The organism is Allokutzneria multivorans (assembly GCF_039537405.1).
Taxonomy (GTDB): Bacteria; Actinomycetota; Actinomycetes; order Mycobacteriales; family Pseudonocardiaceae; genus Allokutzneria; species Allokutzneria multivorans.
On record NZ_BAABAL010000016.1, the window covers coordinates 452,294 to 477,547 of the forward strand.

Here is a 25,254-nt window from a genome sequence, read left to right on the forward strand (position 1 = left end):
AAGACCGGCTCAGCGCTGGCCCAGCCAGGACAGGCCGTCGATCAGGAACCGGTTCTGCACCTCGCTGCCGAAGGTCGAGGACAGCGGCCGGTTGTTCGGGTAGTCCATGGCGTTGTGCCCGAAGTTGGCGTAGAGCATGCGGAAGTTCTTGTTGCTCCACATGATCGGGTAGTAGCCGCTGTACCAGCTCTGGTTCGGGTCGGTGCCCAGCGGGAAGCTGGAGGAGTCCACCGAGGCCAGGATCTTGATGTTGGGGTTGCGGCGCAGGTCGTTGCTCCAGCTGTACCACTCGCTCACCGCCGAGGTCCACGTGGCGGGCAGTCGCGTGGTCGACGGGTGCGCGCGGTCCTCGGTCCTGAGCGTCGCGGTCGTCGGGCCCCACGTGTTGGAGCGGAAGGCGCCCGTGCCGAGGAAGGTGTTGTGGTACCAGGGCCAACCGCCCGGGTCGGTGGTGAAGGCCGACACGTGGAAGCCCAGCCAGCCGCCGCCGTTCTCCATGTAGCGCTGGAAGCCGGAGCGCTGCGCGGCGGTCTGCGGCAGGTTGTCCAGGAACATCACCACCTGGTACTGCGACAGCTCGTTGGAGGTGAGCAGGTTCCAGTTGGTCGAGGCGGTGTAGGAGAAGTTGTGCTGGGCGGCGAGCTGCGGGAAGCGCTCGTTGGCCTCCTTGACGAAGCTGATGTGCGCCGCGTCCCAGGTCCCGCTGTAGAGCGCGAGGACCTTGAAGCGCGGGGCTGCCTGAGCGGGCAGCGTGGTCAGAAACAAGAAGGCGGCGAACAGCACTAACAGACGCTTGAACATGCAGGGTCCCTTCGGTACTGCGGAGGGAACCGGCGGCTTGTTGCCATCCGCGAATTGTGTTGCCGCATCGGATGGTAAGCGCTCTCACGGTGATCCGTCGAGGTGAACCTGCCCTTGACAAAAAAATTTGTCAGTGTCAGCGTTGAGCCATGTTCGACGTGGCGGTGATCGAGGACCCGGCGGCGGCCGAGGTCTGCCTGGACCCGGTTCGCGCCCGGTTGCTTGCCGAGTTGGCCGAGCCGGGCTCGGCGACGACGCTGGCGGCCAAGGTCGGCCTGACCAGGCAGAAGGTGAACTACCACCTGCGCGCTCTTGAGGCGCACGGGCTGGTGGAGCTGGTGGAGGAGCGCCCGAGGGGCAACTTCACCGAGCGGGTCCTGCGCGCCACCGCCGCCTCGTACGTGATCTCCCCGGCGGCGCTGGCCCCGGTCCAGCCCGATCCGGCCCGCGCGCGCGACAACCTGTCGGCGCGCTGGCTGCTGGCGGTGGCCGCGCGCCTGGTCCGCGACGTGGGCTCGCTGATCACCGGGGCCACCAAGGCGCGCAAGCGGTTGGCCACCTTCGCGGTGGACGGAGAGATCCGTTTCGCCTCGGCCACCGATCGTGCGGCCTTCGCCGAGGAGCTCGGCTTCGCCGTGCGGAGCCTGGTCGCCAAGTACCACGATGAGTCCGCGGAGGGCGGACGACCGCACCGCGTCGTCGTCGCGTTGCACCCGAGCGTCAAGGAGAGTTGAGAGAGATGGGTCGCGAGTTCGAACTGCGCCTGGAGATCGTCCTGCCCGCCTCCCCGGAGGACGTCTGGACGCTCGTTGCGACACCGGAGGGCCAGGGCGCCTGGTTCATGCCGGGTGAGGAGATCGGGCCGGACGGCGCCGAGGTCTGGGACCCGCCCAAGCGCCTCGCCCTCAGGCTGCCCGCCGCCGAGGACGGCTCCTTCCACGCCTTCGAGTACGTGATCGAGGGCCACGGCAGCGGTACCGCCCTCGAGTTCGTCCACAGTGGAGTGACCGGGCAGGGGTGGTCGGAGGAGTACGAGGAGATCACGACGATCGGCTGGGCCTTCTACCTGCACACCATGCGCGAGTACCTGACCCACTTCCCCGGCCGCCCCAACACCTACGTGGAGGCGGACGGCCCGGCGTCCTCGGCGAAGCAGCAGGCGTGGGACCAGCTCCTCGCGACGCTGGGCGTCTCCGCCGTCGGCGACGAGGTCCGCCTCGACGTTCCCGGGCTCCCTCCCCAGGAGGGCGTCGTGGACATCATCAACGACAACTTCGTCGGGTTCCGCATGGCCGACTCGCTCGTGCGCTTCCACGGCAGGATGCGCCTGGGCATGCCGATCGCGGTGAGCCACCACGCGTACACCTCGATCGACGCCGACAGCTGCGCGCGGGCGTGGAAGGCGTGGCTGGGCACGCAGTTCGAGGGGAGCTGACGTGGGGCGCGAGTTCGAGCTGCGCAAGGAGGTCGTGCTGCCGGTGAGTCCGGAGGAGGTCTGGGCCGCCGTCGCGACGGCCGAGGGCCAGGCCGCCTGGTTCATGAGCACCGAGGAGATCTCCCCGGGCGACGCCGAGGTCTGGGACCCGCCGAAGCACCTGGTGATCAAGACGCCCGAGGCGGAGGACGGCTCCTTCCACGCCTTCGAGTACCTCATCGAGGGCCGCGAGGGCACCGCCGTGCTCCGCTTCGTCCACAGTGGAATGTCGGGCGAGGCCTGGCCGGACGAGTACGTCGACATGACCTCGATGGGCTGGAACTCCTACCTGCACTCGTTGCGGGAGTACCTGGTGCACTTCCCCGGACGCCCGGCGCGCTACGTGGAGGCCGAGGCTCCGAAGTCCTCTGTGGACAGTGCGACCTGGGACCGCCTCGTCGCGAAGCTCGGCGTGTCGGCCGTCGGCGACAAGGCCTCCATCGCGTTGCCGGGACTGCCGAGCCAGGACGGCGTCGTGGACATCATCGAGGAGAGCTTCGTCGGCATCCGCACGGCCGGCTCGCTCGTGCGCTTCCACGGCAGGTCCCGGCTGAACATGCCTGTCGCGGTGGGGCACCACGTGTACTCGCCGATCGACACCGACGTCTACGCCAGGGCGTGGACGGCGTGGCTCGGCACGACCTTCCAGGAGGCATGAGATGAGCCGTGAGTTCGACCTGGTCAACGAGATCGTCCTGCCGGTCACGCCGGAGGAGGTCTGGGCCGCCGTCGCCACGCCGGAGGGGCAGGCCGCCTGGTTCATGTCCGGCCAGGCGGTCGAGCCCTCCGACGCCGAGGTCTGGGACCCGCCGAAGCGCCTGGTGATCAGGGCGCCGGAGGGCGAGGACGGTTCCTTCGACGCCTACGAGTACCTCATCGAGGGGCGCGAGGGCTCGACCGTGCTCCGGTTCGTCCACAGTGGACTCATCGTCGGGGACCAGTGGCCCGACGAGTTCGAGGACATGACCAGGATGGGCTGGGGCGCCTACCTGCACTCGTTGCGGGAGTACCTGGTGCACTTCCCCGGGCGCCCGGCCGTCTACGTCGAGGCCGAGGGGCCGGAGCGGTCCGCGACCTGGCCCGGGTGGGAGCACTTCATCACGTCCTTGGGGCCCACCGAGGTCGGCGACGAGGTGTCGTTGACCGTGCCGGGGCTGCCGGAGCAGGAGGGCGTCGTGGACATCGTCATGCCGGGCTTCGTCGGCATCCGCACGGGCGACTCGCTCCTGCGCTTCCACTGCCGGGTGCCCTTCGGCATGACGGCGGCCGTGTCCCACCACGTGTACTCACCGATCGACGTCGACGCGTACGCGGCGGCGTGGAAGGCGTGGCTCGGCTCGGCCTTCGGCTGAGTCGGCTGAATCGGCTGAGTGTCGGTGGCGCGGGTTACCTTCTGCGCCATGAACGCCTTCCACGCGGTGGCCGATCCGTTCCGGCGGGAGCTGCTCGCGCACTGCTACCGGATGGTCGGCTCGGTGCACGACGCCGAGGACCTCGTGCAGGAGACCTACCTGCGCGCGTGGCGGGCGTACGACCGGTTCGAGCAGCGGTCGTCGGTGCGGACCTGGCTCTACCGCATCGCCACCCGCGTGTGCCTCACGGCGCTCGAAGGACGCGGGCGGAGGCCGATGCCGACGGGGCTCGGGGGTCAGCGCTGCGACCCGGGCGACGAGCCCTTCCGGCCGCCGGAGATCACCTGGCTGGAGCCGTTCCCGGACCGCGACGACGATCCCGCCTCCATCGTCGTGGGCCGGGAGAGCCTGCGTCTCGCCCTGGTCGCGGCGTTGCAGCACCTGCCGCCGCGCCAGCGCGCGGTGCTCGTGCTGCGCGATGTGCTCCAGTGGCGGGCCGCCGAGGTCGCCGAGGCGCTGGAGGTGTCGGTCGCGGCGGTGAACAGCCTGCTCCAGCGCGCTCGCGCTCAGCTGGATTCCGTTGCACCTCAACAGGACCAGCTCGTCGAGCAGCCGGAACAGCGCGAGCTGCTCGACCGCTACGTGCGTGCGTTCGAGGCCAAGGACGTCGCGGCGATCGTCGAGCTGTTCACCGCCGACGCCGTCTGGGAGATGCCGCCGTTCGCCACGTGGTACCAGGGGCGGCAGGACATCGCGTGGCACCTCGCGAACCGCTGTCCCGCCGTTCCCGGTGGCCAGCGCCTCATCCCGGTCAGCGCCAACGGGCAGCCCGGCTTCGCGAACTACCTGCGCGGCGAGGACGGCGTGCTGCGCGCGTTCAACATCCAGGTGCTCACCGTCGGGCCGAGCGGTGTCTCCCACGCGGCCGTCTTCCTCGACACCGGCCTCTACGCGGCATTCGGCCTGCCCGAGGTCCTCACGGCAGCCGAGGGCTGAGCGTGGGGGCCACCGGTGCCGGGCTCGGTGCCCCGCCGAGCGCCGCGGCGAGCCGCCGGGTGAGCAGGTCCACCGTGAAGCCGTCCACCTCCGCGCGGACCAGGTTCCAGGCGACCAGCTCGCTCAGCGGCCGTCGCACGCTCGTCACCGAGGTGCGCAGCAGCCCCGCCGCGTCCGCAACCGTGAACGAGGAGCGCGGCAGCATTCCCAGCAGCGCCAGCAACCTCTGCGCCGCGAAGGTGAGCCGTTCCTGGGTGCGCGCGAAGGACGCGGGGACGGAGGCGTTCTCGTCACCGGGGATGACCACGGCGGAGAAGAAGTCGCCGGAGGACAGGTCGGTGACCAGCTCGCCGAGCGACTGGCCGCACCGGTTGGCCCCGGCGACCCGCACCGCGAGCGGGTTCCCGCAGCACAGCAGCACGATCTCCGCCGCGGCGTCGTACTCCGTCATCACCAGCGCCTCACCGGTGACCCTGCCGAGCAGCGCGACCGCCTCCGACGTGGCCAGCGGCCCCAGCTCCACCCGGGCCGCTCCCTGGAGCGCGACCAGCCCGCTGAGCCGGTTCCTGCTGGTCACCAGCACCGTGCACGGCGCGGAGCCCGGCAGCAGCGGCCGGATCTGGTCGGCGTGGGTGGCGTCGTCGATCACGATCAGCAGCCTGCGGTCGGCCAGGGTGGAGCGGAACAGCGCCGAGGCGCCGTCGACGCTCGGCGGCACCTCGGTCGCCGGAACGCCCAGCGACACCAGGAACGCGGTCAGCACGTCCACCGTGCTCGCCCCGCCGCGCAGGTCCGCGTAGAGCTGGCCGTCCGGGAACCGCTCGGCGGCCCGGTGCGCCCAGCTCAGCGCGAGCGCGCTCTTGCCGATCCCGGCCGCCCCGGTGATCACCACGAGCGGGCCGGGCTCCTCGTCCAGCAGAGCGAGTTCTTCTTGGCGCCCCACGAAATCCGGCACCGCGAGGGGGAGCTGCTGGGGCAGTGCCGCACTGGCCCGCGCCGGGTTCAGCGACGGGTCGCCGTCCAGGATGCGCCGCCGCAGCTCGCACAGCGCGGCCCCCGGCTCGATGCCCAGCTCCTCGCGCAGCAGCACCTCGGCCCTGCGGTAGGTGGCCAGCGCGTCCGCCTGCCTGCCGGAGCGGTGCAGCGCCCGCATCTCCAGCTCCCACAGCCGTTCCCGCAGCGGGTTGGCGTTGGTCACCAGCGGCAGCTCGGCGGCGGCCACGTCGTGCCTGCCCAGCGCGAGCAGCGCCGCGTAGCGGTCCTCGGTGGCGTCCAGCCGCAGCTCCTCCAGCCGCGCCGCCTCGACCTCCAGCGCCTGCGGCAGCGGCAGGTCCTCCAGCACCGCCCCGCGCCACAGCTCCAGGGCCGCCGTCAACCGGTCCAGCGCCAGCACCGCATCGCCCGCCGCCAACGCCTCGCCGCCGGCGGCCGCGAGCTCCTGGAACCGCGCGGAGTCCAGCTCGCCCGGCTCCACCCGGAGCAGGTAGCCGCCCCGGCTCGCGGGCAGTCTCGGCGCCCCGCCGTCGTCGTCGAGCACCTTGCGCAGACCCGCGAGGTAGGACTGGAGGTTCGCCGCGGCCGAGGGCGGAGGCTGGTCGCCCCACAACTGCGTGACCAGCTCCGAGGTCCTGACCGGCTCATTGGCGCGCGCGAGCAGCATCGCCAGCGCGACCCGCTGCTTGCGCCGGTTCAGCACGACCGGCGCGCCGCCCGCGTCGCGGACGTCCAGTGCGCCCAGTACCCGGAATCTCACGCCGCGCATCGTAGGGAGGTTCGCTTAACGCCCGCTAATCGCAGCAGGTCGGCGGTCCCTGAAATCGATCTTGGAAGTTCTCCAGTTCATTTCACGACCGGATCGTCCTCGGGCGACTCTGTGTAATCGACACGCGCTCGAATTTGTTCTCGGATGATTCTCGAACGTGCGACTTACGTGTTCCACGAGACGGCACTAACGTCGATTGATGGCTGGTTCGACTGCGAGAACAGCCCGGCCGCGTCTTTTTTTCACTTTTCTTTCCTCGTCATTTTCGCATGCCCGAAAACAGATGGGACGTGTTCACAGTGACTTCATCGGCGACTTCTTCGGCAACCACATCGGCGAACCTGCTGGAGCGCAAGTACGCCCGCCGCTTCGCGATGTTCGACGTGGACGGCAGCGGCCACCTGGAGCCCTCGGACTTCGACGAACTGGCCGCGCGGCTGATCGGCGGGCTCGGCGCCGACCCGGCATCGGCGAAGGCCCAGCGCGTGCGGGAGGGCTACCGGGACCTGTGCGCGGCGCTGCTCGCGGAGATCGACACCGACGGCGACGGCAGGATCTCCGAGCCGGAGTTCGTCACCGGCATGGCTCGCGTCGCCGGTGACCGCGAGGGATTCGCGCGCATGATCGCCCCGCTGGCGCGCACCAACCTCGACCTGTGCGACACCGATGGCGACGGGCAGCTCGACCGGGACGAGTTCGCGCGGCTGCTCGGCCTGTTCAACGCCGCCGCGCTCGGTGACGCCGAGCGGATCTTCGACCGCCTGGACACCGACGGCGGGGGCACGCTCTCCGTTTCGGAGATCCTCGACGCGCTCTGCGACTTCTATCTCAGCACCGATCCCGCGTCGCCGGGCAACCTGCTCTTCGGCGAGATCTGAGGCGGCGGCGGTGTTCGGTCTCGAAGGAAGAACGGCGCTGATCACCGGCGCCTCGCGGGGAATCGGCAGGGCGATCGCGCTGGGCTGCGCCGAGGCGGGCGCCGACGTGGCGCTGCTGGCGCGCGGGACCGACGCGGTGCGCGAGGTCGCCGAGACCGTGGAGAAGCTCGGCCGCCGCGCGGTCGTGCTGACCTGCGACGTCGGCGACCCCGACCAGGTGCGCGCCGCGGTCTCGGACACCGTCGCGCAGTTCGGCGGGCTCGACGTGCTGGTCAACAACGCGGGCGGGTTCGGCTTCGCCGGGCCGTTCCTGGAGCTGACCGCTCAGGACTGGACCGACGCGATCCGGCTCAACCTGGCGTCCGTCGTGCACTTCTGCCGGGAGGCGGGCCGGGTGATGGTGCGCCAGCGCTCCGGCTCGCTGATCAACGTCGGCTCGGTGTCCGGGGTCGGCGGCGTGCCGATGCTCTCGCACTACGCGGCGACCAAGGCGGCGGTGGCGTCGCTGACCAGGTCGCTGGCCGCGGAGTGGGCGGCCAGCGGGGTGCGGGTCAACTGCGTGGTCCCCGGGTGGATCAGAACCGAGCTGACCAGCGTGATGTCGGGGCAGGAGCAGATCTCCGACGGCCTGCTGCGCTCGGTGCCCGCGCGGCGGTGGGGCGATCCGGAGGACGTCGTCGGCGCCGTGCTCTACCTGGCGGGGGACGGAGCGCGGATGACCACCGGTTCGTGCCTGACCCTCGACGGCGGCATGACCAGCACGATCGGCGGCCCGACGCTGATCGATCTGATGGAGATGGGACGGATCCCGGTATGAGCGCCAGAACGGTCCTGTTGTTCCCCGGGCTCGGGGCGTACTCCACCGGAATGCTGCGTCAGGCGGCGGGCGAGCACCCGGAGGTGGCGCGGACCTTCGCCGAGCTCGACCGCGCCGCCGCCGAGCACGGGGTTCCCTCTGTGGCACAAGCGGTTCTGCGCGACGAACCGAGACCCATCCGGGAGATGCTGGCACTGCCGACCGAGGTCCTCCAGCTGGCGATCTTCGGCGCCTCGGTGGTGACGCACCGGGTGCTCGCCGCGGCGGGTCTGCGGCCGTACGCCTTGCTGGGGCACAGTTTCGGCGAGATGGCCGCGCTCGTCGCCGCCGGCGCGTTCTCCCTCGCCGAGGGCGTGCACCTGGTGTGCGCCCGCGCCGAGGCGCTCTCCGACTGGGAGGGCAGGGGAGCGATGGCCGCGATCGGGGCGAACGAGGCCGTGGCGCGGCACCTGATCGGCGCCATGGACGAGCCGGACCTCGCGGTCGGCTGCCTCAACGCGCCCAGGCAGACGGTGATCAGCGGACCGGTCGAGGCGATCGACCGCGCCGGGCAGGTGGCCAAGGCGCTGGAGCTGTTCTACGCCAAGCTCCACCTGCCCTACGCCTCGCACCACCCGAGCGCACGGCCCGCCGTGGCGCGCTTCGTCGGGCTGATGGCCGGGATCGAGCAGAAACCCTTGGAGCACAGGGTGTACTCGCCAGTCCACGGCCGTTGGTACACCGACGCCGACGACCTGAAGTTCGCCATCGCGGAGTGCATGGTGCTGCCGGTGCGCTTCACCGACGCGGTGCGCGACCTGCACTCGTCGGGCGCGACGGTGTTCGTGGAGTCCGGCGCGCTCAACGCGCTCACCCGGTGCGTCGAGCTGACCGTTCCCGGAGTGCGGACGGTGGCGCCGCTGCTCGATCCCGCTGATGAGACAGGGGGATTGCGCCGCGCGCTCGCCGGTGAGGCCGATGTGCGTCCGCAGCGCACCGACACCGCTTCCGCAGTTGTCGCTCCTGTGGCTCCGCTGGCTCCGGTGGAGATTCCCGCCGCGCGCGAGCCGGAGGCGGTCGTGGCGCCCATGATGGGCAAGGACGCTGTCCTGGCGAAGCTGCGCGCGCTGTACGCGGCGGCGTTGGAGTACCCGGAGGACGCGCTCACCGAGAAGGCGCTGCTCGAAGCCGAACTCGGCGTGGACTCGTTGAAGCAGACCGCCTTGCTGTCGCGGGTCGTGGAGGAGTTCGGGCTGCCGGACCGGCCTGGCGAGCTGCGGGTGTGGGAGCTGCCGTCGCTCGGCGCGATCGCCGACCACGTGATGGGCGTCGAGCGGGTCTTGTCGTGAGCAGGATCGTTCTCGTCACCGGCGGCGTGCGCGGGCTTGGCAGAGCCATCGCGCTCGCGTTCGCCGCCCGTGGTGACTTGGTGATCGCCAACTACTTCCACGCCCGTGAGCAGGCGGTCGCCTTCGAGGCCGAGTGCGCGGCGCTGGGCTACCCGGTCGAGCTGATCAGGGCCTCCGTGGCCAACCAGGGCCAGGTCGGGGCGATGTTCGACGAGATCGCCGCCCGGCACGGCAAGCTCGACGTGCTGGTGAACAACGCCGCTTCCGGTGCGCTGCTCCCACTGTCCGAAGTGGACGATTCGCACTGGCAGCGTGCGTTCGACACCAACCTGCGCGGCAGTCTGTGGTGTGCGCGCAGGGCGGCCGAGCTGATGACGGGCGAGCACCCGGCGATCGTCAACCTGTCCTCGCTCGGCAGCGGCATGGTGATCAGCGACTACGCCACGGTCGGCACCACCAAGGCCGCGGTGGAGTCGCTGACCCGCTACCTCGCCGTCGAGTACGCCGGGCGCGGGATCAGGGTGAACACCGCGTCCGGTGGCCTGCTGGACAACGCGATCGCCGGGATGTTCCCCGACGCGCAGGCACTGGCCGATCAGGTCCGGGCGTCCACGCCGCTGGGCAACCGTCTGGGCACCGAGCGGGAGCTTGCCGAGCTGGTGGTCTTCCTGGCTTCCCCGCAGGCGTCCTGGATCACTGGGCAGACCGTTGTCGCTGACGGTGGTCTGTCCTTGGGAGCGATGTCGCTGTCCCCCGTGCGTCGCGAGCCCGAGTCGGTCCCCGGTGCGATCGCCGTGGTCGGCATGGGCGTGGTCACTCCGGGTGCCACCGACCCCGGCGAGCTGTGGAAGGTGTTGTCCGGAGAGCACAACGTCTTCGTGGAGCCGGAGCGCTTCGACATCTCCTCCTTCCACTCCACCGACCCGGCCGCTGAGGACCGCACGTACGCGCGGCGCTCCGGCTTCGTGACATCGTTCGACCCGCATCCCGAACTGGTCGAGCGGAGCACGCAGTGGTTGCGGCACAGCCTGATCACGGCCCTGGACGGAGTGGAGGTCGGTGATCGGTGCTTCGCCGCGTTCGGCGCGACGGCGGACGGCAGCCAGGAGCTGGAGGAGTACCTCGTGCACGCCGGACTGCGGGAACGCTTGGGAGACCTTCTCCGTGAGCGTTACGTGCACGGCACAGATCCCTCGGAGTACCTGCCCCACCGCATCGGCCGCAACGCCATCGCGGGGTTGTTGCCGGACAGGACCGAGATGGTCATGGTCGACACCGCGTGCTCGTCGTCGCTCTACGCGGTCGACCTCGGGATGAAGGCACTGCGCGAGGGCTCGTGCGAGGTCGCGGTGTGCGGTGGGACTTTCGCTTACAGTGCAAGGAATCTGGTGCTTTTCTCCAAGCTGTCCGGGCTCTCCAGGTCGGGACAGGTCCGCTCCTTCGACCGCGATGCCGACGGCGTGCTGTTCTCCGACGGCGCCGGGGTCGTCGTGCTCAAACAGCTCGACAAGGCGCGTGCGGACGGCGATCGCGTGCTCGGCGTGATCGAGAGCGTCGGCCTGTCCTGTGACGGGCGCGGCAAGGCGATCTACGCGCCCAACGAGACAGGACAGGAGTTCGCGCTCCGCCGCGCCTACGAACGCGCTGGTGTCGACCCCGCTTCGGTGCAGTGGGTGATCGGTCACGCCACGGGTACTCAGGCGGGCGACAGCACGGAATTGGCCGCGCTGCACCAGGTCGCCGGTTCCGGCCCGCCCGCTCTCCTGTCTTCCAACAAGCCGATCGTCGGGCACACCGGGTGGAGCGCGGGCATCGTCTCGCTGGTGCAGGCGCTCTCCGGCCTGGCACGCGGAACGGTTCCGGCGCAACGCTACCTCCAGCAACCGATCCCGATCCTAGAGGGCAGCCGGTTCCGGCCGATGACGACCGAAACCCCTTTGCCTACAAGGGAACCTCGACGCGTCGCGGTTTCCTCGTTCGGATTCGGCGGCACCAACGCGCACCTGCTGCTCTCCGACACCCCGACGGCTCGCGAAGACACGATCTCCGGTGACGACCTGGTCGTGGTCGGCTGGTCGGCGCACTTGCCCGGCTTCGGCGCCGATGAAGCCTCGGCATGGTTGCGGGGTGAGCGCGCGGCCCCGGACGCGGGGTTCGGTACCGACTACCCGCTGCCGTCCTTCACGGAGGTGCGGCTTCCGCCGGCGACGCTGCGCACGATGGATCGCAGCCAGATCATGGTGTTGCGCGCGGCGAACCAGCTCGACCCGCGTGTGCGGGCGATGTGCGAGGAGCTCAAGGACACGACCGGCGCGGTGGTCGGTCACACCGGCCCGACCCGGCGAGCCGTGCAGTACGCATTGCGGTGCTACCTGGGCGATCTGCGGGTTCACCTCGGCTCGGAGCCCGGGTTCGAGTCGCTGGAGCGAGAGGTGCGCGCGGCCGTTCCGCCCAGCACGGAAGACGCCTTTCCCGGGATCATGCCGAACCTGATCCCGGCCAGGTTGTCCGCGCTGGCCGACTGGCACGGTCTGAACCTGACCGTGGACACGGGTTTCGATGCTGGGATCGACGCGATTCGGTGTGCTGAAAGGTACTTGCGCCACGGAGACCTCGATGTCGCGGTGGTGGCCGGTGTCAGCGGCAACAGCGGGCCCGAGCTGGCCGCCGTCCTCGCCGACCAGCCGCCGGTCGCGGAGGGCGCGTTCATGGTGGTGCTGACCCGGCGCGCCACCGCCGCGCGGCACGGTCTGCGCGTCCTCGGCACCGTCCGCACGGAAATCGGTGCTGTGGAGCCGCTTTCCAGGCCTCAGGCGGCCCGCCCGCTCGCCGGGCTCGGCCGGACCTACCTCGGCGCCGACCCGCTGCTGGCGATGACCGCAGCGCTGGCTTCGGGTCGCCCGCGCACGGTCGGCGGCGCAGGCGAGTGGGGACCGAAGATCGTCTTCGCGCCCCCGCCCGCCGCCGTCGAGCGGGTGGAACGCCGCCTCGCGCACGTGCCGCCTCGCGCGGTCCGGCCGCCACTGCCCGCGATCCCCGAGGGCGCGTTGGTGATCACGGAGGACACCGAGGTGGTGTCGGCCGCTCAGCACGTGCGCGTGATCATCGACATCGGAGCCTCGCGGACCTCGCCGGAAGACCTGTCCGCGTTGTCGCGCCTGCGAAAGGCGCATGATCTGGCGTACGAGGCTGCGCAGCTGTGGGAGGAGGGCGGCTCGTTCGCGGTGCTGATGGTCGACGCGCTGCGCGACGGCGTCGTCCACCCCGCCACCGCGCCGTTCACCGGCCTGGTGAAGAGCCTCGCCCGGGAGGGGTTCGCCTTCGCCGTCCTCACCGATGCGACGGACGTCCAGCCGGATCTGCTGGCGACTGAGTCGGAGTTGGCGCGTGAGCTGGCCGTCGCGGTGTACTCCGGCGGCACGCGGATGGAGCACGTCCTGCATCCGTCACCGGTCGTTCCTGGTCCTGTGCGGCCGATCGACGTCGTTGTCGCCGTGGGCGGCGCGCGCGGGCTGACCGCGCGGTTGCTCGCCGACCTGGCCCGCGAGCACCAGCCGACGATCTACGTGCTCAGCCGGACGGGGCCTGGCGCCGATGTCGGTCCCCGGCAGGCGTTCATCACGGAGAATCCACAGTGGACGATTCGCGAGGCCTCGGCGGAGTTCGACCGGCGGAGCGCGGCGGCCGAGGTTCGGCGCACGCTGGAGGTGCTCACCGAGCTGTGCGGCTCGGGCAAGGTGCGCCACATCCCGTGCGATGTCACCGATGCGGCGGCTGTCACGACAGCGGTCGAGCAGCTTCCGGCTCGGGTGGACCTGCTGATCAACGCCGCCGGGCTGCACAACGGCGGTGGTGTGCGTTCGGTGTCGCTGGAGCGGGCGCGCGCGGTTCGTGACACCAAGCTGCTCGGCTACCTCAACCTCCGCCGTGCCTTTGCTGGCCGGGAACCTTCGCGGTGGATCAACTTCGGCTCCCTGCTCGCCGTTCTGGGGTGGCCTGGGGAGGCGGACTACTGCTCCGGCAACGACGTCCTGAACGCGGCGGCGAGCTGGCAGCGGCGCTTCGGCGGCACGCACGAGACGACGCTCTCCTGGGCTCTGTGGACGGAGTCGGGCTTCGCCGCGCAGCCGGTGATCCGCGACCTGCTGCTCAGGCAGAGCGCGCTGACCGGTCTGTCCGACGCCGACGGCAGCGCGTTGTTCGCCGCCGAGCTGTCCACTGTGGATGGTGCTGCGGAGGTCACCCACCTCGGTCCTGCGGAGCGCCGACTCGTTTCGCTCCGCTGGCGCCCGTCCGGTGAGTTCCTTTCGTGCCATCGCATTCGCGGGCGCTCCGTGGTGCCCGCCGCGATGATCATCGATCGGATAGCGCGTCCGGGCGATGTGCTCACCGACCTGGAGTTCCACGCGCCGGTCCTGCCCGATGCCGACTACCGGGTGACCACCGGTGCCGTGCTGAGCGACGTCGCGGTGCTCAAGGACCCTCGCGTGCACGTGACCTACAACGTCCACAAAGGACAGTTTTCGGGCGCTTCGGTCGAGCGGATCGAGGGGGCCGCGATCACGCCGCCGTTCTACTCACCTGGCGGAGAGGTCGAGTTGAGCGGCCCGTTCGCCTCGCTCCGTGATGCCCGGATCTCCGAATCGGGTGCGTCGGCGGTGTTCGCGCCGTCGTTGAAGGACCGGGACTTCACGGCTTTCCGGCTTCCCGTTCTGCTCATCGACGCGTTGGTGCAGCTGTCGCTGCTGCCGCGCGTCGCCATCCCCGTGCGCGTCGGCAGGGTCGAGCTGCGCACGGACCTCAACGACGTCGAGCTGCTCTCCCGTCATGGCAAGTCGATCGTGCTCACCACGGACGCCTCCGGTGCCGCCGTGGCCAGCGTTGCCGGAACCGTGCTCGTCTTGGTTGCCGGAGTGGAAACGAGACAAGGAGAACCCAGTGAGCGATCAGAGCCTGTCAGCGTTGGCGCGGCTGGTGCACGGTGACTGCGAGCCCGAGTTCCGCGACGAGCTGCGCAAGATCTTCAGCGATGAGCTGTTCGCCCGGCGCGACGGGCTCACCTACCAGGAGGAGCTGCGGCTGACCTACGAGCGGATGCGCTTCGCCAACGACCGCGTCAGCCCCGAGGAGCTGGTGGAGCACCCGCACCGCCTGTTCGCGTTGCTGGAGTTCTCCGCCGTCGTCAGCCCGTCGCTGTTCATCGCCATGGTGACGCACTACTGCGGTGCCCTGGCGGCGATCCGCGAACTCGGCGCGGGCCGTGACGACCTCGACGAGTACGTCACCGCGCTGGAGAGGATGACCGCGACCGGCGCGCTGCTCATCACCGAACTCGGCTACGGCAACAGCCACGTTTCCATGCGCACGCGGGCGACCTACGACCACGAGCGCCGCGATTTCGTGCTGCACACAGCAGATGAGGCCGCCCGCAAGTTCATGCCCAACGTCGGTCTTCCCGGTGTGCCCAAGCTCGCGACAGTCGCCGCGCAGCTCGACATCGGCGGCGAGGACCGTGGCGTGTTCCTGTTCGTCGTGCACCTGCGCGGGGATGACGGTCTGCTCCCGGGCGTGACGATCACGCAGCTGCCCGAAGCGACGCAGGTGCCCATGGACTACGCGGTGATCTCTTTCGACCACGTCCGCATCCCGATGAGTTCGCTACTGCACGACAGTGCGTCCATCTCCGAGGACGGTGGCTTCCACGATCCGATCGACGACCAGAAGATGCGCCTGGTCCGCTCGCTCACCGTCGCGCAGAGCGTGCGCACCGCCCAGACCGCCGCGCTCGCCGCTGCCGCTCGTGCCAGCGCGCAGATCGCGTTGCGCTACTCGATGCAACGCCCCGCCATGGAGCCGGGCAGCCCGTGGGGTCCGGTGATCCGTCACCGGACCCAGCAGCGCCCGCTCTACACCGCCCTCGCCACCGCGTACGCCCTGACGTGCCACGCCAACCGCGCGAAGGCGGCCAAGGCCACCGCGATGATCCACAACTCGACCAACCGCCCGGTCCCGCCGTCTCCACTGGACCCGCTGCCCAGGACGCTTTCGCTGACCAAGGCGATCACCACGTGGAAGACGGAGCGCCTGACCGCCGAGTGCAGGCAGCGGTGCGGCGCTCGCGGTGTCTTCACCGTCAACCGCCTCCTCGACTACCAGGGCTTGGCCATCGTCAGCAACGCCGCCGGCGGTGACAACTTCCTGCTGTGCCTGGACGCCGCTCGCTCGATGATCGCCGATTTCCACTACGAGCCGCCATCGGGCGACCTGCTCGACCGCGACCTGTGGCTGAGCCTGCTTCGCACTCGCGAGCGCGAGCTCCACCGCGCCCTCAAGACCCAGGACAGCCTCACCGAGGCCGTCGAGTTCGTCGAGGCCCACGGCAACCGCCTGATCCTTGAGAGCTTCCTGGACGCTGTGTCCACTGTGGACACAGATGGTGCAGCGGCGGCGTTGCGCCCGTTGGCGGAGCTGTACGCCTTGACGGAGATCCAGTCGGCGGCGGCGTGGTACCTGTGCGAGGGCTTGTTGACCTCCGCTCAGGTCCGTTCGATTCCCGGGCGTCTCAACGAACTCTGCGAGGAGCTGACGCCGCACGTCGACCTCCTGCTCACCGCGTTCGAGCTGCCCGAAGATCTCCTCCGCGTGCCGATCACCAACGGCGACCTGTCCATGGTCGCGGACATCGTGGATCTGCCCCAGCAGCGAGCCGCGATGGAACTGCCCGTCGGAGTCGCCGCGCCGTGAGGTTGGCAGACTGACCGCCATGCCTCTTCTCGTCGTTCCCGTCCGTGAACCCGGCAGCCTCGCTCAATCGCCGCAGCCCGTGATCACCTCAGCGGAGCTGGAGTTGCGGCCGTGGTGTGCCGAGGACGCGCCCGCGCTGCTCGTCGCCTTCGCCGATCCGGACATCCAGCAGTGGCACCGGTTGTCGCTGGAGTCCACGGCCGAGGCGGAGCAGTGGGCGGCGAGCTGGGCGCGGCGGTGGGCGGCCGAGGAAGCCTTCAGCTGGGCGATCACCGTTGGCGGTCAGGTGCTCGGGCAGGTCGGGCTGCGCGGGGTCGACCTCGCCGAGGGAGAGGCGGAGCTGTCCTACTGGCTGCTTCCCGCCGCGCGCGGGCGTGGTGTCGCCACGCGCGCGGCGGGAGTGCTGGAGGAGTGGGCGTTCGACGTGGTCGGGCTGCACCGGCTGGAGCTCGGTCACGCGGTGGGCAACACGGCGTCGTGCGCGGTGGCGCGGCGGCTGGGCTTCTCCTTCGAGGGCACCCGCAAGAGCGCCTACCTGCAACCGGACGGCAGGCACGACGCGCACATGCACGCCAAGATCAAGCCAGCAAGCTGAAGACCAAGCTGCACAGCAACAACGCCAGCCCGGAGAGCACGCCGCTGACGATCGGCACCCACGCGACCGCGGTCGTCCACGCCATCGCCAGACCGATCCCGCCCAGCACCGCCAAGATCACGCCGGGGATCGCGATCGTCCACGTCCGCCACACGAGCACGAACGCGACGAAGTGCAGGCCGACGACCACCGCGACCCAGGCGACGTTCGCCTGCGGCGGGGCTTCGAGCGCGCGCAACACCTGGAAGCCGCCGAAGAGCGCGACGACCTCGGCCAGCACGACGAACCAGTAGCCCTTGGTGAAACCGCCCGGCGCGGTCGCGGGTTTCTCCCTCTGCCGAAACGTTATGGCCAGCACGGCGGCGAGCAGTGCGATGCCGAGGACTCGTGCCACGGTCGTCAGGGTGTCGCTGAGCGGGGCTCCCGCGTTGACCAGGACGAACGCCGCCCCGCCTGTTGCTCCGATGAGGTTGCCGATGGCCTGCTGCCGCATCGTCGGAGACTACCCGGCCGCGACTACCCCGCGGCGAGGCCGATCGACGGTGAGACGAACGGCACGTAGGCGAGGCCGAGCGGATTTCCCTTCGCCAGCAGCGAGATCCGGGCGCGCATCACCGCGACCCCGATGGCGTCGCGGTTGATCACGAAGGAGCGCAGCACCTCCTGGCCGAACTCGTCGGCCAGTTCCTCGAAGACGGTCGTCTCGGTGCCGATCACTCCGCTGGCGAGCGCCTCGGTGACGAAGTAGCCGACAAGTCCCATGGCGCGTTCGGGCCGCATCCCGGTGACACCGCTGGTGTTGAGGAAGACCAGCGGTCTGCTCCGCTGCCACCGCAGCCCGCGCTGGCGGAAGTCGGCGGGCGTGAGCGGCTCGTCGGAGTCGGTGCCCACGCGCAGGAACGGAGTGTCGCCGTCCACTCCACCGTGCGCGTAGAAGTAGACGACCTGCGGGTCACTGTCCAATTCGGACAGTGTGCGATCCGGGGTCTCGCCGAGCTGGAAACCGCGCCAGGGAAGCATTCTGCGCAGCGAGGCGCTGTGCTCGTCAGCGGAGGCGAAACCCCGGTAGAGCCCGCCCGCCAGGCCGACGCCGTTTCCGGAGGGCAGGGTCGGCGGCAGTGACGGCCCGAGCCCGACGGAGACCGGGAGGCCGAGCGCGTGCCGGAAACCCCAGAAACCGCCGGGGCACACCGTCGCCGGGTCGGGCTGCCGCGCGTGCGCGCAGGTGCGCAGGAAGCACGGGCTGCCGTAGAGGCCGCCGCGTTGCACCGCCGCGAGGAAGTCCGCGCACAGCCGCAGGACCGGCGAGCCGATGTCCAGCGGCAGGTCGTAGATCAGCGCCGTCGGCAGCACGTGGCGGCTGGACGGCGCGAGCGGGACCTGCACGAAACCCGGCTTGGCGAACGCGGCGCCGACGTCCCCGGGCACCCCGCTCATCAGGAGTTGGTACAGGCGACGGCCGTGCGTGGCGAGCAGGCCGAGGTCGACGGTGAACTGCTCGATCGTCGGGGGTTTGGCGTAGCGGTACTCCAGGCCCGCGCGCCACGGCTCCGAACTGGCCCACGCCACCCGGTTCAGCGCGCCGCGCGCGAGGCGGATCTCCTCGGCGAGCTGGTGTTCGCCGAGCGAGGTCTCCGCGCGCAGCGTCTGCCTGCCGTCCGTCGCGAGCAGCCGCACCGACTGGCTCCCCCTGCCGTCCCCGGTCAGCATCAGGCTCGCCGAGTGCTCGGGAACCCTTGTCATGCCGAGCGTTTCCACCGGATCCGCGACGCGGTAGTCCACTGTGGACGTCATCGCGTTCTGGCACGGAACGGGTTTCGCGGTGATCTGGACGTGCACGAGCACCGACTGCACCAGCGTCTGCCGCCAGTACACGTTGCAGCGCAGGCGTGCGGGGCCGAGCGTGTACGGCGAGGTGACGGGGAAGCACAGCCGCGTCCCGTCCTGGACGATCGACGGCTGCCGCAGGACCGTCGAGCTGCCGTCCGCGCCGAGCCGGATCTGCCCGAGCGCGGCGTCCTGCTTGATCGCGAACTCGCCCGGGAACTCGAACAGCGCCACCGACAGCACGGAGTCCTCCGCGCCGGGAACCGGTTGCAGTGCCGGGATCTCCACCCAGAACCAGAAGTTCTGCGCCGCGAGCACGCCGAGTCCCGGGTCCAGGTCCTTGCGCGGATCGGCCGCCAGCGCGAGCCCCGTGCGCACGGCGGTCACCGGCGGGAGCGAGGCGGGCCACGGACCGCTCGACCGCCCACCGTTCGGGCTCGGCGCGGGGATCGCCGGTCGCGAGGCTTGCGCGGGGTGGGCCGGGTGCATCGGCTGCGACTGCGCCGCCAGGGGAACCGGGGCGAGCACCGTGGGCGCGCCGTTCTGCGTGGCTGCTTCTGGGCGCGTGCCTGCGTTCGGTGCTGCTGCGGGATTGTGCGCGATTGCCTTGGTGACAACAGGGTGTGGCTCAGCGTCGGGTGCGGCTGGGGTCAGCGCGGTCGGTTCGGTCGTTTTGGGGGCGAGCACCGTGGGCGAGTCGACCGCGGGGGAGCTTGCGAGCGAGGCGACGACGGTGGGCGGGGCGGCCAGGTTCTGCGGGGCACCTGTGCTTGGTGGGACAGTGGGCTGCGGCGTGCCAGGGCTCGGTGTCGCGGGCTTGGGGTGCAAGGGTTTCTGCGGCGTGGAGGGCACGGGGGTCAGCGCGATCGGCTTCGCGGCGGGGTCGCGGCGGAGGACCGTCGTCGCTTGTGGCTCGGGCGCGGCGACCTGGGAGATCAGCTTCGTGACGCGCGGGATCTCGCCGGACGGCAGTGCGTGCTTGCGGCGGCGGCCCGGGTGCTGGAGCACCGTGGTCTCGGTGGCGCCCGGTTGACGTGCGGCGGAGCCGTTCGGGCTCGCGGGCAGCGAAGGCCAGCCGCCCCACGAACCCGCCGAACTGTCCACTGTGGACTGTGCGGGCGGTGTGGGTGGCGTGGGCGGTGCAGACGACCCGGACGGCGCGGGCGATGACGACAGCGCTGACAACGCGGGCGATCCGAGCGGCGTGGACAGCGCCGAGGATCCGAACGGCGTGGGCGTTGGCGGCGGAGCTGACGATGTGAGCGGCGCTGGTGACCCAGACGGCGTGATCGGCACGGACGACTCGGGCGGCCGGGGCGGCGCGGGCGATGCGGATGGCGTGGACGGCGCGGTCGCGGTGGGCTCGGGCAGCGGTTCGAGGTTCGGCAGCGCGGTGATCGACGGCAGCGCGACCGGCGGCACTACGGACGTCATCGCCGATGCCATGACCGGCTCTCCGACCAGATCTCCGGCCAGCTTTTCGATCGGCACCGCGACAGGTTCGTCGACCGTCTCCGCGACCGGCTCTTCGAGTGGCTCGGTGGCGGGAGGTTCGGCTGGGGGCGACATCTCGACGCGCGGCAGCGGGGTCTCGGCGGGAGCGGACGCGGGGTCGGGGGCTCGCTCGGCGGCGGCCTCTGGCTTGGGCAGGGCCTCGGCGGAGACGGGAGAGGGGACCTCGTCGGTGGCGGGTTCCCAAGGGGCGTCGAGGATCTCGTCGTCGGCGCGGCGGTGGCGTCCGCGCGGGCGAGGGCTGGGCGTGCTCACGGTGGTCTCGATGGCCTGCACGACGGCGCGGCGTCGGCGAGCGGGCTTGGGCGGCTTGGGCACGACGGACATGCCGTTGGCGGCGGGCTGCTCCTTGAGCCGGACCGCGCCGGTCACCGGGTCGGACTCCACGACCCGGTCCAGCTGGTTCAGCGTCTCGGAGTCACCGGCCTCGGCCGCGTGCCGCACCGCCTCGCTGAACTGCTCGTTCGCGGCCACCAAGTTCCCTTCAGCACGAGCGGTCAGCGCGGCGTGCACCGCCTTGGCCAGGTCGGCCTTGCCGAGCACGTCCGCCACCCGCCGGTCCAGCGGCAGGGTGCGGGCGATCTCCTCGCTCCAGCTCGCGGTGACCAGGCCCGCGGCGAGCGGCACGAACTCCCCGGGCTCGCTGACCACGGCGGGCCGTACGAGCCTGGCGCGCGTCGCGATCACGGACTGGCCGGGGCCGGAGGGGTCGAGTTCGACGCGCAGGTGGTACTCGCGCCGCTCGGCTCCCCACGCGTCGGTGCGGTAGCCGAGCCGCCCGCGCCGCTGCGTCAGGTCGACGCGCACGGGGTGGACCTGCTCCAGCAGCCGTACCCGCGCGCCCTTGGGCAGCCACAGGCGCATCGCGGTGTCGGTGACGGACTTGGTCATCACGCCGGAGACCGCGCTGACGAGGTTCGTCGCCAGGCGGGCCGGGTCCGCGACGAGCTCGACCGAGCCGCCGAGCCGGGTGGCGACCGTGCGCAGCCCGCCGATGTCGCTGCCCTCGCCGACCGCGACGCAGTCGCAGACGAAGTGGCCGACGCACGCTTCGGCGGCGCTGGCCAGGTCCTGCTCGGACTCGCCGCTGTCACTGGCCGTGACGAGCAGGGCGTGGCGAACCGCGCCCTCGTGCTCGACGAAGAGCCGGTCCGCCAACGCGAGCTGGTCGCGCATCGCGGCCGGAACACCGGTCGGTGTCACGATCGAGACGGCCGCCTTCGCCACTGCGCGGTTCTCGGGGGTCGACGGGCACAGCTGGCGTCCGACGGGGAACGCCATCCGCGCTCCGGCCAGCACGGCGAAGGCCACACCGTCCGGGAGGGCGTCGATCGCGGCCATCACGGCGTGCTTGACGCCGTCCAGGGCGGCGGGGGCCGAGGCGTCGAAGATGATCACTTCGGCGGCCGGTGGTGGTTCGGTGGGGGCCGTGGCCAGCGGGGAGGCGGTCACCGAGAGCACGGCGTCCAGTTCGCGGGCGCCCGGCCGAAGGTGCTCGTTGTGCGAGACCTCGATGTCGAATCCGAGTCGCTCGCGCATGTCCTTGCCTTCCCGGAACCCCGTCAGCGGGCGGTGCTCTGCGGAGCGGCGTTCACTGTCGAGGGAACCACGAACACTCCTCCAGATGGGCGCAAACCGACGCGAGGCAGCACACATGGTTGCACGGCTTCGCTCGACCGCGTGAGTCGCAATCACAAGACCAGAACCCGATCCGGGAACTTAACACGCTCCGCATTCGTCGTATGGTGTACGGTATGATGTACGGCGAACGAGGAGGAGAGCAGATGTCAGGTGTTCCGGAGTCCGTGGCGGTCAGCGGTGCGTTCAGCCCGGGCGAGCAGGACGTGGCGAGCGTGCACGCGTGGTTCGCGGAGTACGACGCGCACGCCGCCGCCGGCGCGGTCGAGAAGATGGCCGACATGGCGCTGTACCCGTTGAACGTGGTCAGCGACTCGGCCGAGGGCAACGGCGCGGCGGCGCAGTGGTCGCGCGAGGGCTTCGTCGAGTCGATGAAGCACGTCGTCGGCGGTGGCGGTGACGTCACGATGGAGTCGGTGCGGAACCCGATCTTCCTGACCGACAAGCTCGTCGTCGTGGTGACCGAGGCCCGGTTCACCACCGCGGAGGGCTCGCAGGACGTGCGCTACGCCGACATCCTGGTCAAGGTCGACGGGAAGTGGCTCTTCCAGACCATGATCCAGGGCGGCTGGGGCGAGAACCTGTAGTCACACGACCCCCCGCCCCGGGCCCAACGCGCCCGGGGCGGGGTTCGCGTGTCTTCAAGACCCCTCAACCCCGGTTTCGATCATCGTCAACCGCGTCCTACTTCGGCGCGGCTGACGGGGTTTGCGGTCGTTGAAGACCGTTGCGGCGGGGGTTTGCGGGTCTTGAAGACTGGTGAACTCGGGCTAGCCGGTGCGGCGGCTGATCAGGGCTTCGATGCCGTCGAGGATGCGTTCGAGGCCGAACTCGAAGGCGTGGTCGGGGTTCACCGCCGCGTTGTGGGCCTCGCCCGCCGCCGTGCCGACCGCCGCCGCGAGCGGGTAGCTCTCCGCGTCGGACATGCGGGCCAGGAACGGCTGGTGCGCCTGCCACCACTTCTCGTCGGTCATGCCCGTGCGCTGCTCGGCCTGCGCCGCGTCCAGGCTGGTGCGGGCCGCCCCGTGCACGAAGCCGTTCACCAGGGTGATCACCGAGTCCATCTCGACCGCGCTCAGGCCGATCCCGTCCACCGCGCGCAGCTCGTAGTCGTACTTCGCGATCAGGTTCGGGCCGAGCACGGGGCGGTTCGCCGCGACCTGGAGCAGCCACGGGTGCCGCAGGTAGAGCTTGTGGTTCTCGCGCGCGACCTGGTCGAGGCGGGCGCGCCACGGCTGGTCGCCGAGGTCGGGGCGAGCGGTCTCCGCGTTGACCGTGTCCTGCATGACGTCGAACAGCTCACCCTTGCCGGGCACGTGCGTGTAGAGCGACATCGTGCCGACGCCGAGCTCCTCGGCGACTCGGCGCATGGACAGGGCGCCGAGCCCGTCGCGGTCGGCCACCTCGATCGCGGCCCGCACGATGCTGTCGACGCTGAGGTCGGTCTTGCCCTTCCTCGCGCTGCGTTCGGCGGTGCGCCAGAGCAGGGCGAGGCTCCTGGCCGGGTCTCCCGTGCCGCTGTATTCGGTGCCCATGTAACGCCTTCCGCTCTGCTGACGACAGGGTCATCGTAGCTTCTCGGTACGGTGTACGGTACAACGTACGACGACGAAGGGGGTGCCGGTTGGGATCGGAGACGGCTGTCCGCGCGGAGGGTCTGACCAAGCGCTACGGCGACACGACGGTGCTGGACGGGGTGGACCTGCACCTGGCGCCGGGGCGGGTGCTCGGGTTGCTCGGGCAGAACGGCGCGGGCAAGACGACGACGGTGCGGGTGCTGACCACGCTGCTCAAGGCCGATTCCGGGCGAGCGGAGGTCGCGGGCTTCGACGTCGCGACGCAGCCGCGGGAAGTGCGCGCGAGCATCGGCCTCGTCGGGCAGCACGCGGCGGTGGACGAGGTGCTCAGCGGGCGCGACAACCTGGTGATGTTCGGGCGGCTGCACGGACTCCGGCCTCGTGCGGCGCGGGCGCGGGCGGGGGAGCTGCTGGAGCGCTTCCGGCTCGTCGACGCGGCGACGCGGGCGGTCGGCAAGTACTCCGGAGGGATGCGGCGGCGGCTCGACCTCGCCGCGAGCCTGGTGTGCGCGCCGAAGGTGCTGTTCCTCGACGAACCCACGACGGGTCTCGACCCGCACAGCCGAGCCGAAGTGTGGGAGGAGGTGCGCGCGTTGGTGGCGGCGGGCACCTCGGTGCTGCTGACCACGCAGTACCTGGAGGAGGCCGACCAGCTCGCCGACCACGTCGCGGTGATCGCGGCAGGACGGGTGATCGCCGAGGGCAGCCCGGCCGCGCTCAAGGAGGACCTGGGCGGAGACCGGATCGAGGTGGTGCTGCACGAAGCGGCCGACCTCGCGCGAGCTGCTTCGCTCATCGCCGTCGCGACCGGCTCGGAACCGTTGGTGGACAAGGACACTCGCCTGATCGGAGCGCTCGTCTCTGATCGGGTTCGCGCGTTGACGCGGACGGTCACCGCGCTGCACGAGGCCGCCGTCGACGTCGAGGACCTCACGCTGCGCCGCCCCACCCTCGACGAGGTTTTCCTGCACCTGACCGGGAAGGAGGCCGCGTGAACAGGCTCGCCGCCGACACGTGGACGTTGACCCAGCGCGATCTGCGGCACTGGATCGCCCAGCCGACCCCGGTCGTCATCGGGCTGCTGTTCCCGGTGATGACCGTGCTGATGTTCGGATTCCTGTTCGGCGGGGCGCTGAGCGTGCCCGGCGGAGGGAACTACCGCGAGTTCCTGATGCCGGGGATGTTCGCGCTCACCATGGTCTTCGGCATGGAATCGACCATGGCGTCCGTCGTCGCGGACGCGCAGCGCGGTGTGACCGATCGGTTCCGGTCCATGCCGATGGCTTCGTCGGCGGTGCTGTTGGGGCGGAGCTGCGCGGACATGCTCAACGCGGCGGCGGTGCTCGTGGTGCTGGTCGTGTGCGGGCTGCTCGTGGGGTGGCGCTCGCACGGCGGGTTCTTGCCGACGCTGGTGGCGTTCGGGTTGTTGCTGTTGCTGCGGTTCGCGTTGATCTGGGTGGGGATTTACGTCGGGCTGTTGATGCGCGGGCCGGAGGCGTTGGCGGCCGCGCAGATTCTGGTGTGGCCCCTGGGGTTCTTGTCGAGTGCTTTTGTGTCGCCGGAGACCATGCCCGGGTGGGTTGGGGCGGTGGCGGAGTGGAATCCGTTGTCGGCGACTGTTGCTGCTTGTCGGGGGTTGTTCGGGAATCCTGGGGTTGGGGCGTCTTGGGTGGCCGAGAATGCTGTGATTTTTGCTGTGGTGTGGCCGGTGGTGTTGGTGGCGGTTTTTGTGCCGTTGAGTGTGCGGAGGTGGCGGGGGTTGGGGGTTTAGCTCTTGGGGTGGGGTTTTTTGGTTGGGGACGGCTGGGCTTTCTGCTGGTATCGGCTGGGCTTCCGGGCCGCACCGGTACCAGCGGGGGTGCGTGGTTCGCGCCGGTTCCTGGGTGGGGTCGGCTTGACCTGGGGCCCCTTGCGCGTGCCCCTGGGCCTTACAGGGGCACGGGATAGAACCCC

Annotated in this window: 19 protein-coding genes; 14 read left to right on the top strand and 5 right to left on the bottom strand. The window is 70.6% G+C overall.

All coding sequences use genetic code 11. From position 1 onward, the window contains the following. Window positions 1-9 precede the first annotated feature (9 nt). On the bottom strand, window positions 10-801 hold the full coding sequence (locus ABD798_RS21005) for a ThuA domain-containing protein (protein ID WP_344877363.1): 792 nt from the start codon (window positions 799-801) through the stop codon (window positions 10-12). A 149-nt stretch (window positions 802-950) separates the two neighbouring features. Between ABD798_RS21005 and ABD798_RS21010 the strand changes: the two genes are divergently transcribed. The 5 genes from ABD798_RS21010 to ABD798_RS21030 are packed head-to-tail and all read left to right on the top strand — an operon-like array spanning window position 951 to window position 4,623. Continuing rightward, the gene (locus ABD798_RS21010; protein ID WP_344877365.1) at window positions 951-1,535 is read left to right on the top strand and encodes an ArsR/SmtB family transcription factor; all 585 of its coding nucleotides are present in this window, start codon (window positions 951-953) and stop codon (window positions 1,533-1,535) included. 5 nt (window positions 1,536-1,540) lie between these two features. Further along, window positions 1,541-2,236, top strand: coding sequence for an SRPBCC family protein (locus ABD798_RS21015; RefSeq protein ID WP_344877367.1), 696 nt, complete (start codon window positions 1,541-1,543; stop codon window positions 2,234-2,236). Window position 2,237: 1 nt separating this feature from the next. After that, window positions 2,238-2,933 (top strand): SRPBCC family protein, encoded by a 696-nt coding sequence (locus tag ABD798_RS21020; RefSeq protein WP_344877369.1) that lies wholly within the window; start codon window positions 2,238-2,240, stop codon window positions 2,931-2,933. A gap of 1 nt (window position 2,934) precedes the next feature. Then, window positions 2,935-3,627, top strand: coding sequence for an SRPBCC family protein (locus tag ABD798_RS21025; RefSeq protein WP_344877371.1), 693 nt, complete (start codon window positions 2,935-2,937; stop codon window positions 3,625-3,627). 48 nt (window positions 3,628-3,675) lie between these two features. Beyond that, window positions 3,676-4,623 carry a sigma-70 family RNA polymerase sigma factor gene (locus ABD798_RS21030; protein ID WP_344877373.1) on the top strand — a complete coding sequence of 316 codons (948 nt, stop codon included), beginning with the start codon at window positions 3,676-3,678 and terminating at the stop codon, window positions 4,621-4,623. Here the strand turns inward: ABD798_RS21030 and ABD798_RS21035 are convergent. Further along, the gene (locus tag ABD798_RS21035; protein WP_344877375.1) at window positions 4,604-6,376 is read right to left on the bottom strand and encodes an AfsR/SARP family transcriptional regulator; all 1,773 of its coding nucleotides are present in this window, start codon (window positions 6,374-6,376) and stop codon (window positions 4,604-4,606) included. The two genes, ABD798_RS21030 and ABD798_RS21035, sit on opposite strands and share 20 nt — an antisense overlap. A gap of 308 nt (window positions 6,377-6,684) precedes the next feature. Here ABD798_RS21035 and ABD798_RS21040 point away from each other — a divergent pair, with 308 nt between their 5' ends. From ABD798_RS21040 to ABD798_RS21065, 6 genes are read left to right on the top strand one after another with little or no spacing between them, the layout of a single operon-like run. After that, window positions 6,685-7,263 (top strand): EF-hand domain-containing protein, encoded by a 579-nt coding sequence (locus ABD798_RS21040; protein WP_344877377.1) that lies wholly within the window; start codon window positions 6,685-6,687, stop codon window positions 7,261-7,263. Between the two features lie 10 nt (window positions 7,264-7,273). Next, window positions 7,274-8,080 carry an SDR family NAD(P)-dependent oxidoreductase gene (locus ABD798_RS21045; protein ID WP_344877379.1) on the top strand — a complete coding sequence of 269 codons (807 nt, stop codon included), beginning with the start codon at window positions 7,274-7,276 and terminating at the stop codon, window positions 8,078-8,080. Then, window positions 8,077-9,408, top strand: coding sequence for an acyltransferase domain-containing protein (locus ABD798_RS21050; RefSeq protein WP_344877381.1), 1,332 nt, complete (start codon window positions 8,077-8,079; stop codon window positions 9,406-9,408). The genes ABD798_RS21045 and ABD798_RS21050 overlap by 4 nt, the downstream gene beginning before the upstream one ends. Beyond that, window positions 9,405-14,393, top strand: coding sequence for an SDR family oxidoreductase (locus ABD798_RS21055; RefSeq protein ID WP_344877383.1), 4,989 nt, complete (start codon window positions 9,405-9,407; stop codon window positions 14,391-14,393). Before ABD798_RS21050 ends, ABD798_RS21055 begins: the two co-directional genes overlap by 4 nt. Then, window positions 14,347-16,152 carry an acyl-CoA dehydrogenase family protein gene (locus tag ABD798_RS21060; protein WP_344877385.1) on the top strand — a complete coding sequence of 602 codons (1,806 nt, stop codon included), beginning with the start codon at window positions 14,347-14,349 and terminating at the stop codon, window positions 16,150-16,152. The genes ABD798_RS21055 and ABD798_RS21060 overlap by 47 nt, the downstream gene beginning before the upstream one ends. Before the next feature lie 19 nt (window positions 16,153-16,171). Further along, window positions 16,172-16,747, top strand: coding sequence for a GNAT family N-acetyltransferase (locus ABD798_RS21065; RefSeq protein ID WP_344877387.1), 576 nt, complete (start codon window positions 16,172-16,174; stop codon window positions 16,745-16,747). Here ABD798_RS21065 and ABD798_RS21070 read toward each other — a convergent pair. Together ABD798_RS21070 and ABD798_RS21075 are read right to left on the bottom strand one after the other, a co-directional pair. Then, window positions 16,731-17,240 (bottom strand): hypothetical protein, encoded by a 510-nt coding sequence (locus ABD798_RS21070; RefSeq protein WP_344877389.1) that lies wholly within the window; start codon window positions 17,238-17,240, stop codon window positions 16,731-16,733. The genes ABD798_RS21065 and ABD798_RS21070 overlap by 17 nt on opposite strands. A gap of 23 nt (window positions 17,241-17,263) precedes the next feature. Continuing rightward, on the bottom strand, window positions 17,264-21,625 hold the full coding sequence (locus tag ABD798_RS21075) for a hypothetical protein (protein ID WP_344877391.1): 4,362 nt from the start codon (window positions 21,623-21,625) through the stop codon (window positions 17,264-17,266). A gap of 245 nt (window positions 21,626-21,870) precedes the next feature. Here ABD798_RS21075 and ABD798_RS21080 point away from each other — a divergent pair, with 245 nt between their 5' ends. After that, window positions 21,871-22,311: a nuclear transport factor 2 family protein gene (locus ABD798_RS21080; RefSeq protein ID WP_344877393.1), complete on the top strand. Its 441-nt coding sequence runs from the start codon at window positions 21,871-21,873 to the stop codon at window positions 22,309-22,311. 183 nt (window positions 22,312-22,494) lie between these two features. On the opposite strand, the gene ABD798_RS21085 is transcribed toward ABD798_RS21080, so the two are convergent. Beyond that, window positions 22,495-23,259, bottom strand: coding sequence for a TetR/AcrR family transcriptional regulator (locus ABD798_RS21085; protein WP_344877395.1), 765 nt, complete (start codon window positions 23,257-23,259; stop codon window positions 22,495-22,497). A gap of 89 nt (window positions 23,260-23,348) precedes the next feature. On the opposite strand from ABD798_RS21085, the gene ABD798_RS21090 reads away from it, so the two are divergent. Then, window positions 23,349-24,296 (top strand): ATP-binding cassette domain-containing protein, encoded by a 948-nt coding sequence (locus tag ABD798_RS21090; RefSeq protein WP_344877397.1) that lies wholly within the window; start codon window positions 23,349-23,351, stop codon window positions 24,294-24,296. Then, window positions 24,293-25,072, top strand: a complete 780-nt coding sequence (locus tag ABD798_RS21095) for an ABC transporter permease (protein WP_344877399.1) — start codon at window positions 24,293-24,295, stop codon at window positions 25,070-25,072. Before ABD798_RS21090 ends, ABD798_RS21095 begins: the two co-directional genes overlap by 4 nt. Window positions 25,073-25,254: the final 182 nt, after the last annotated feature.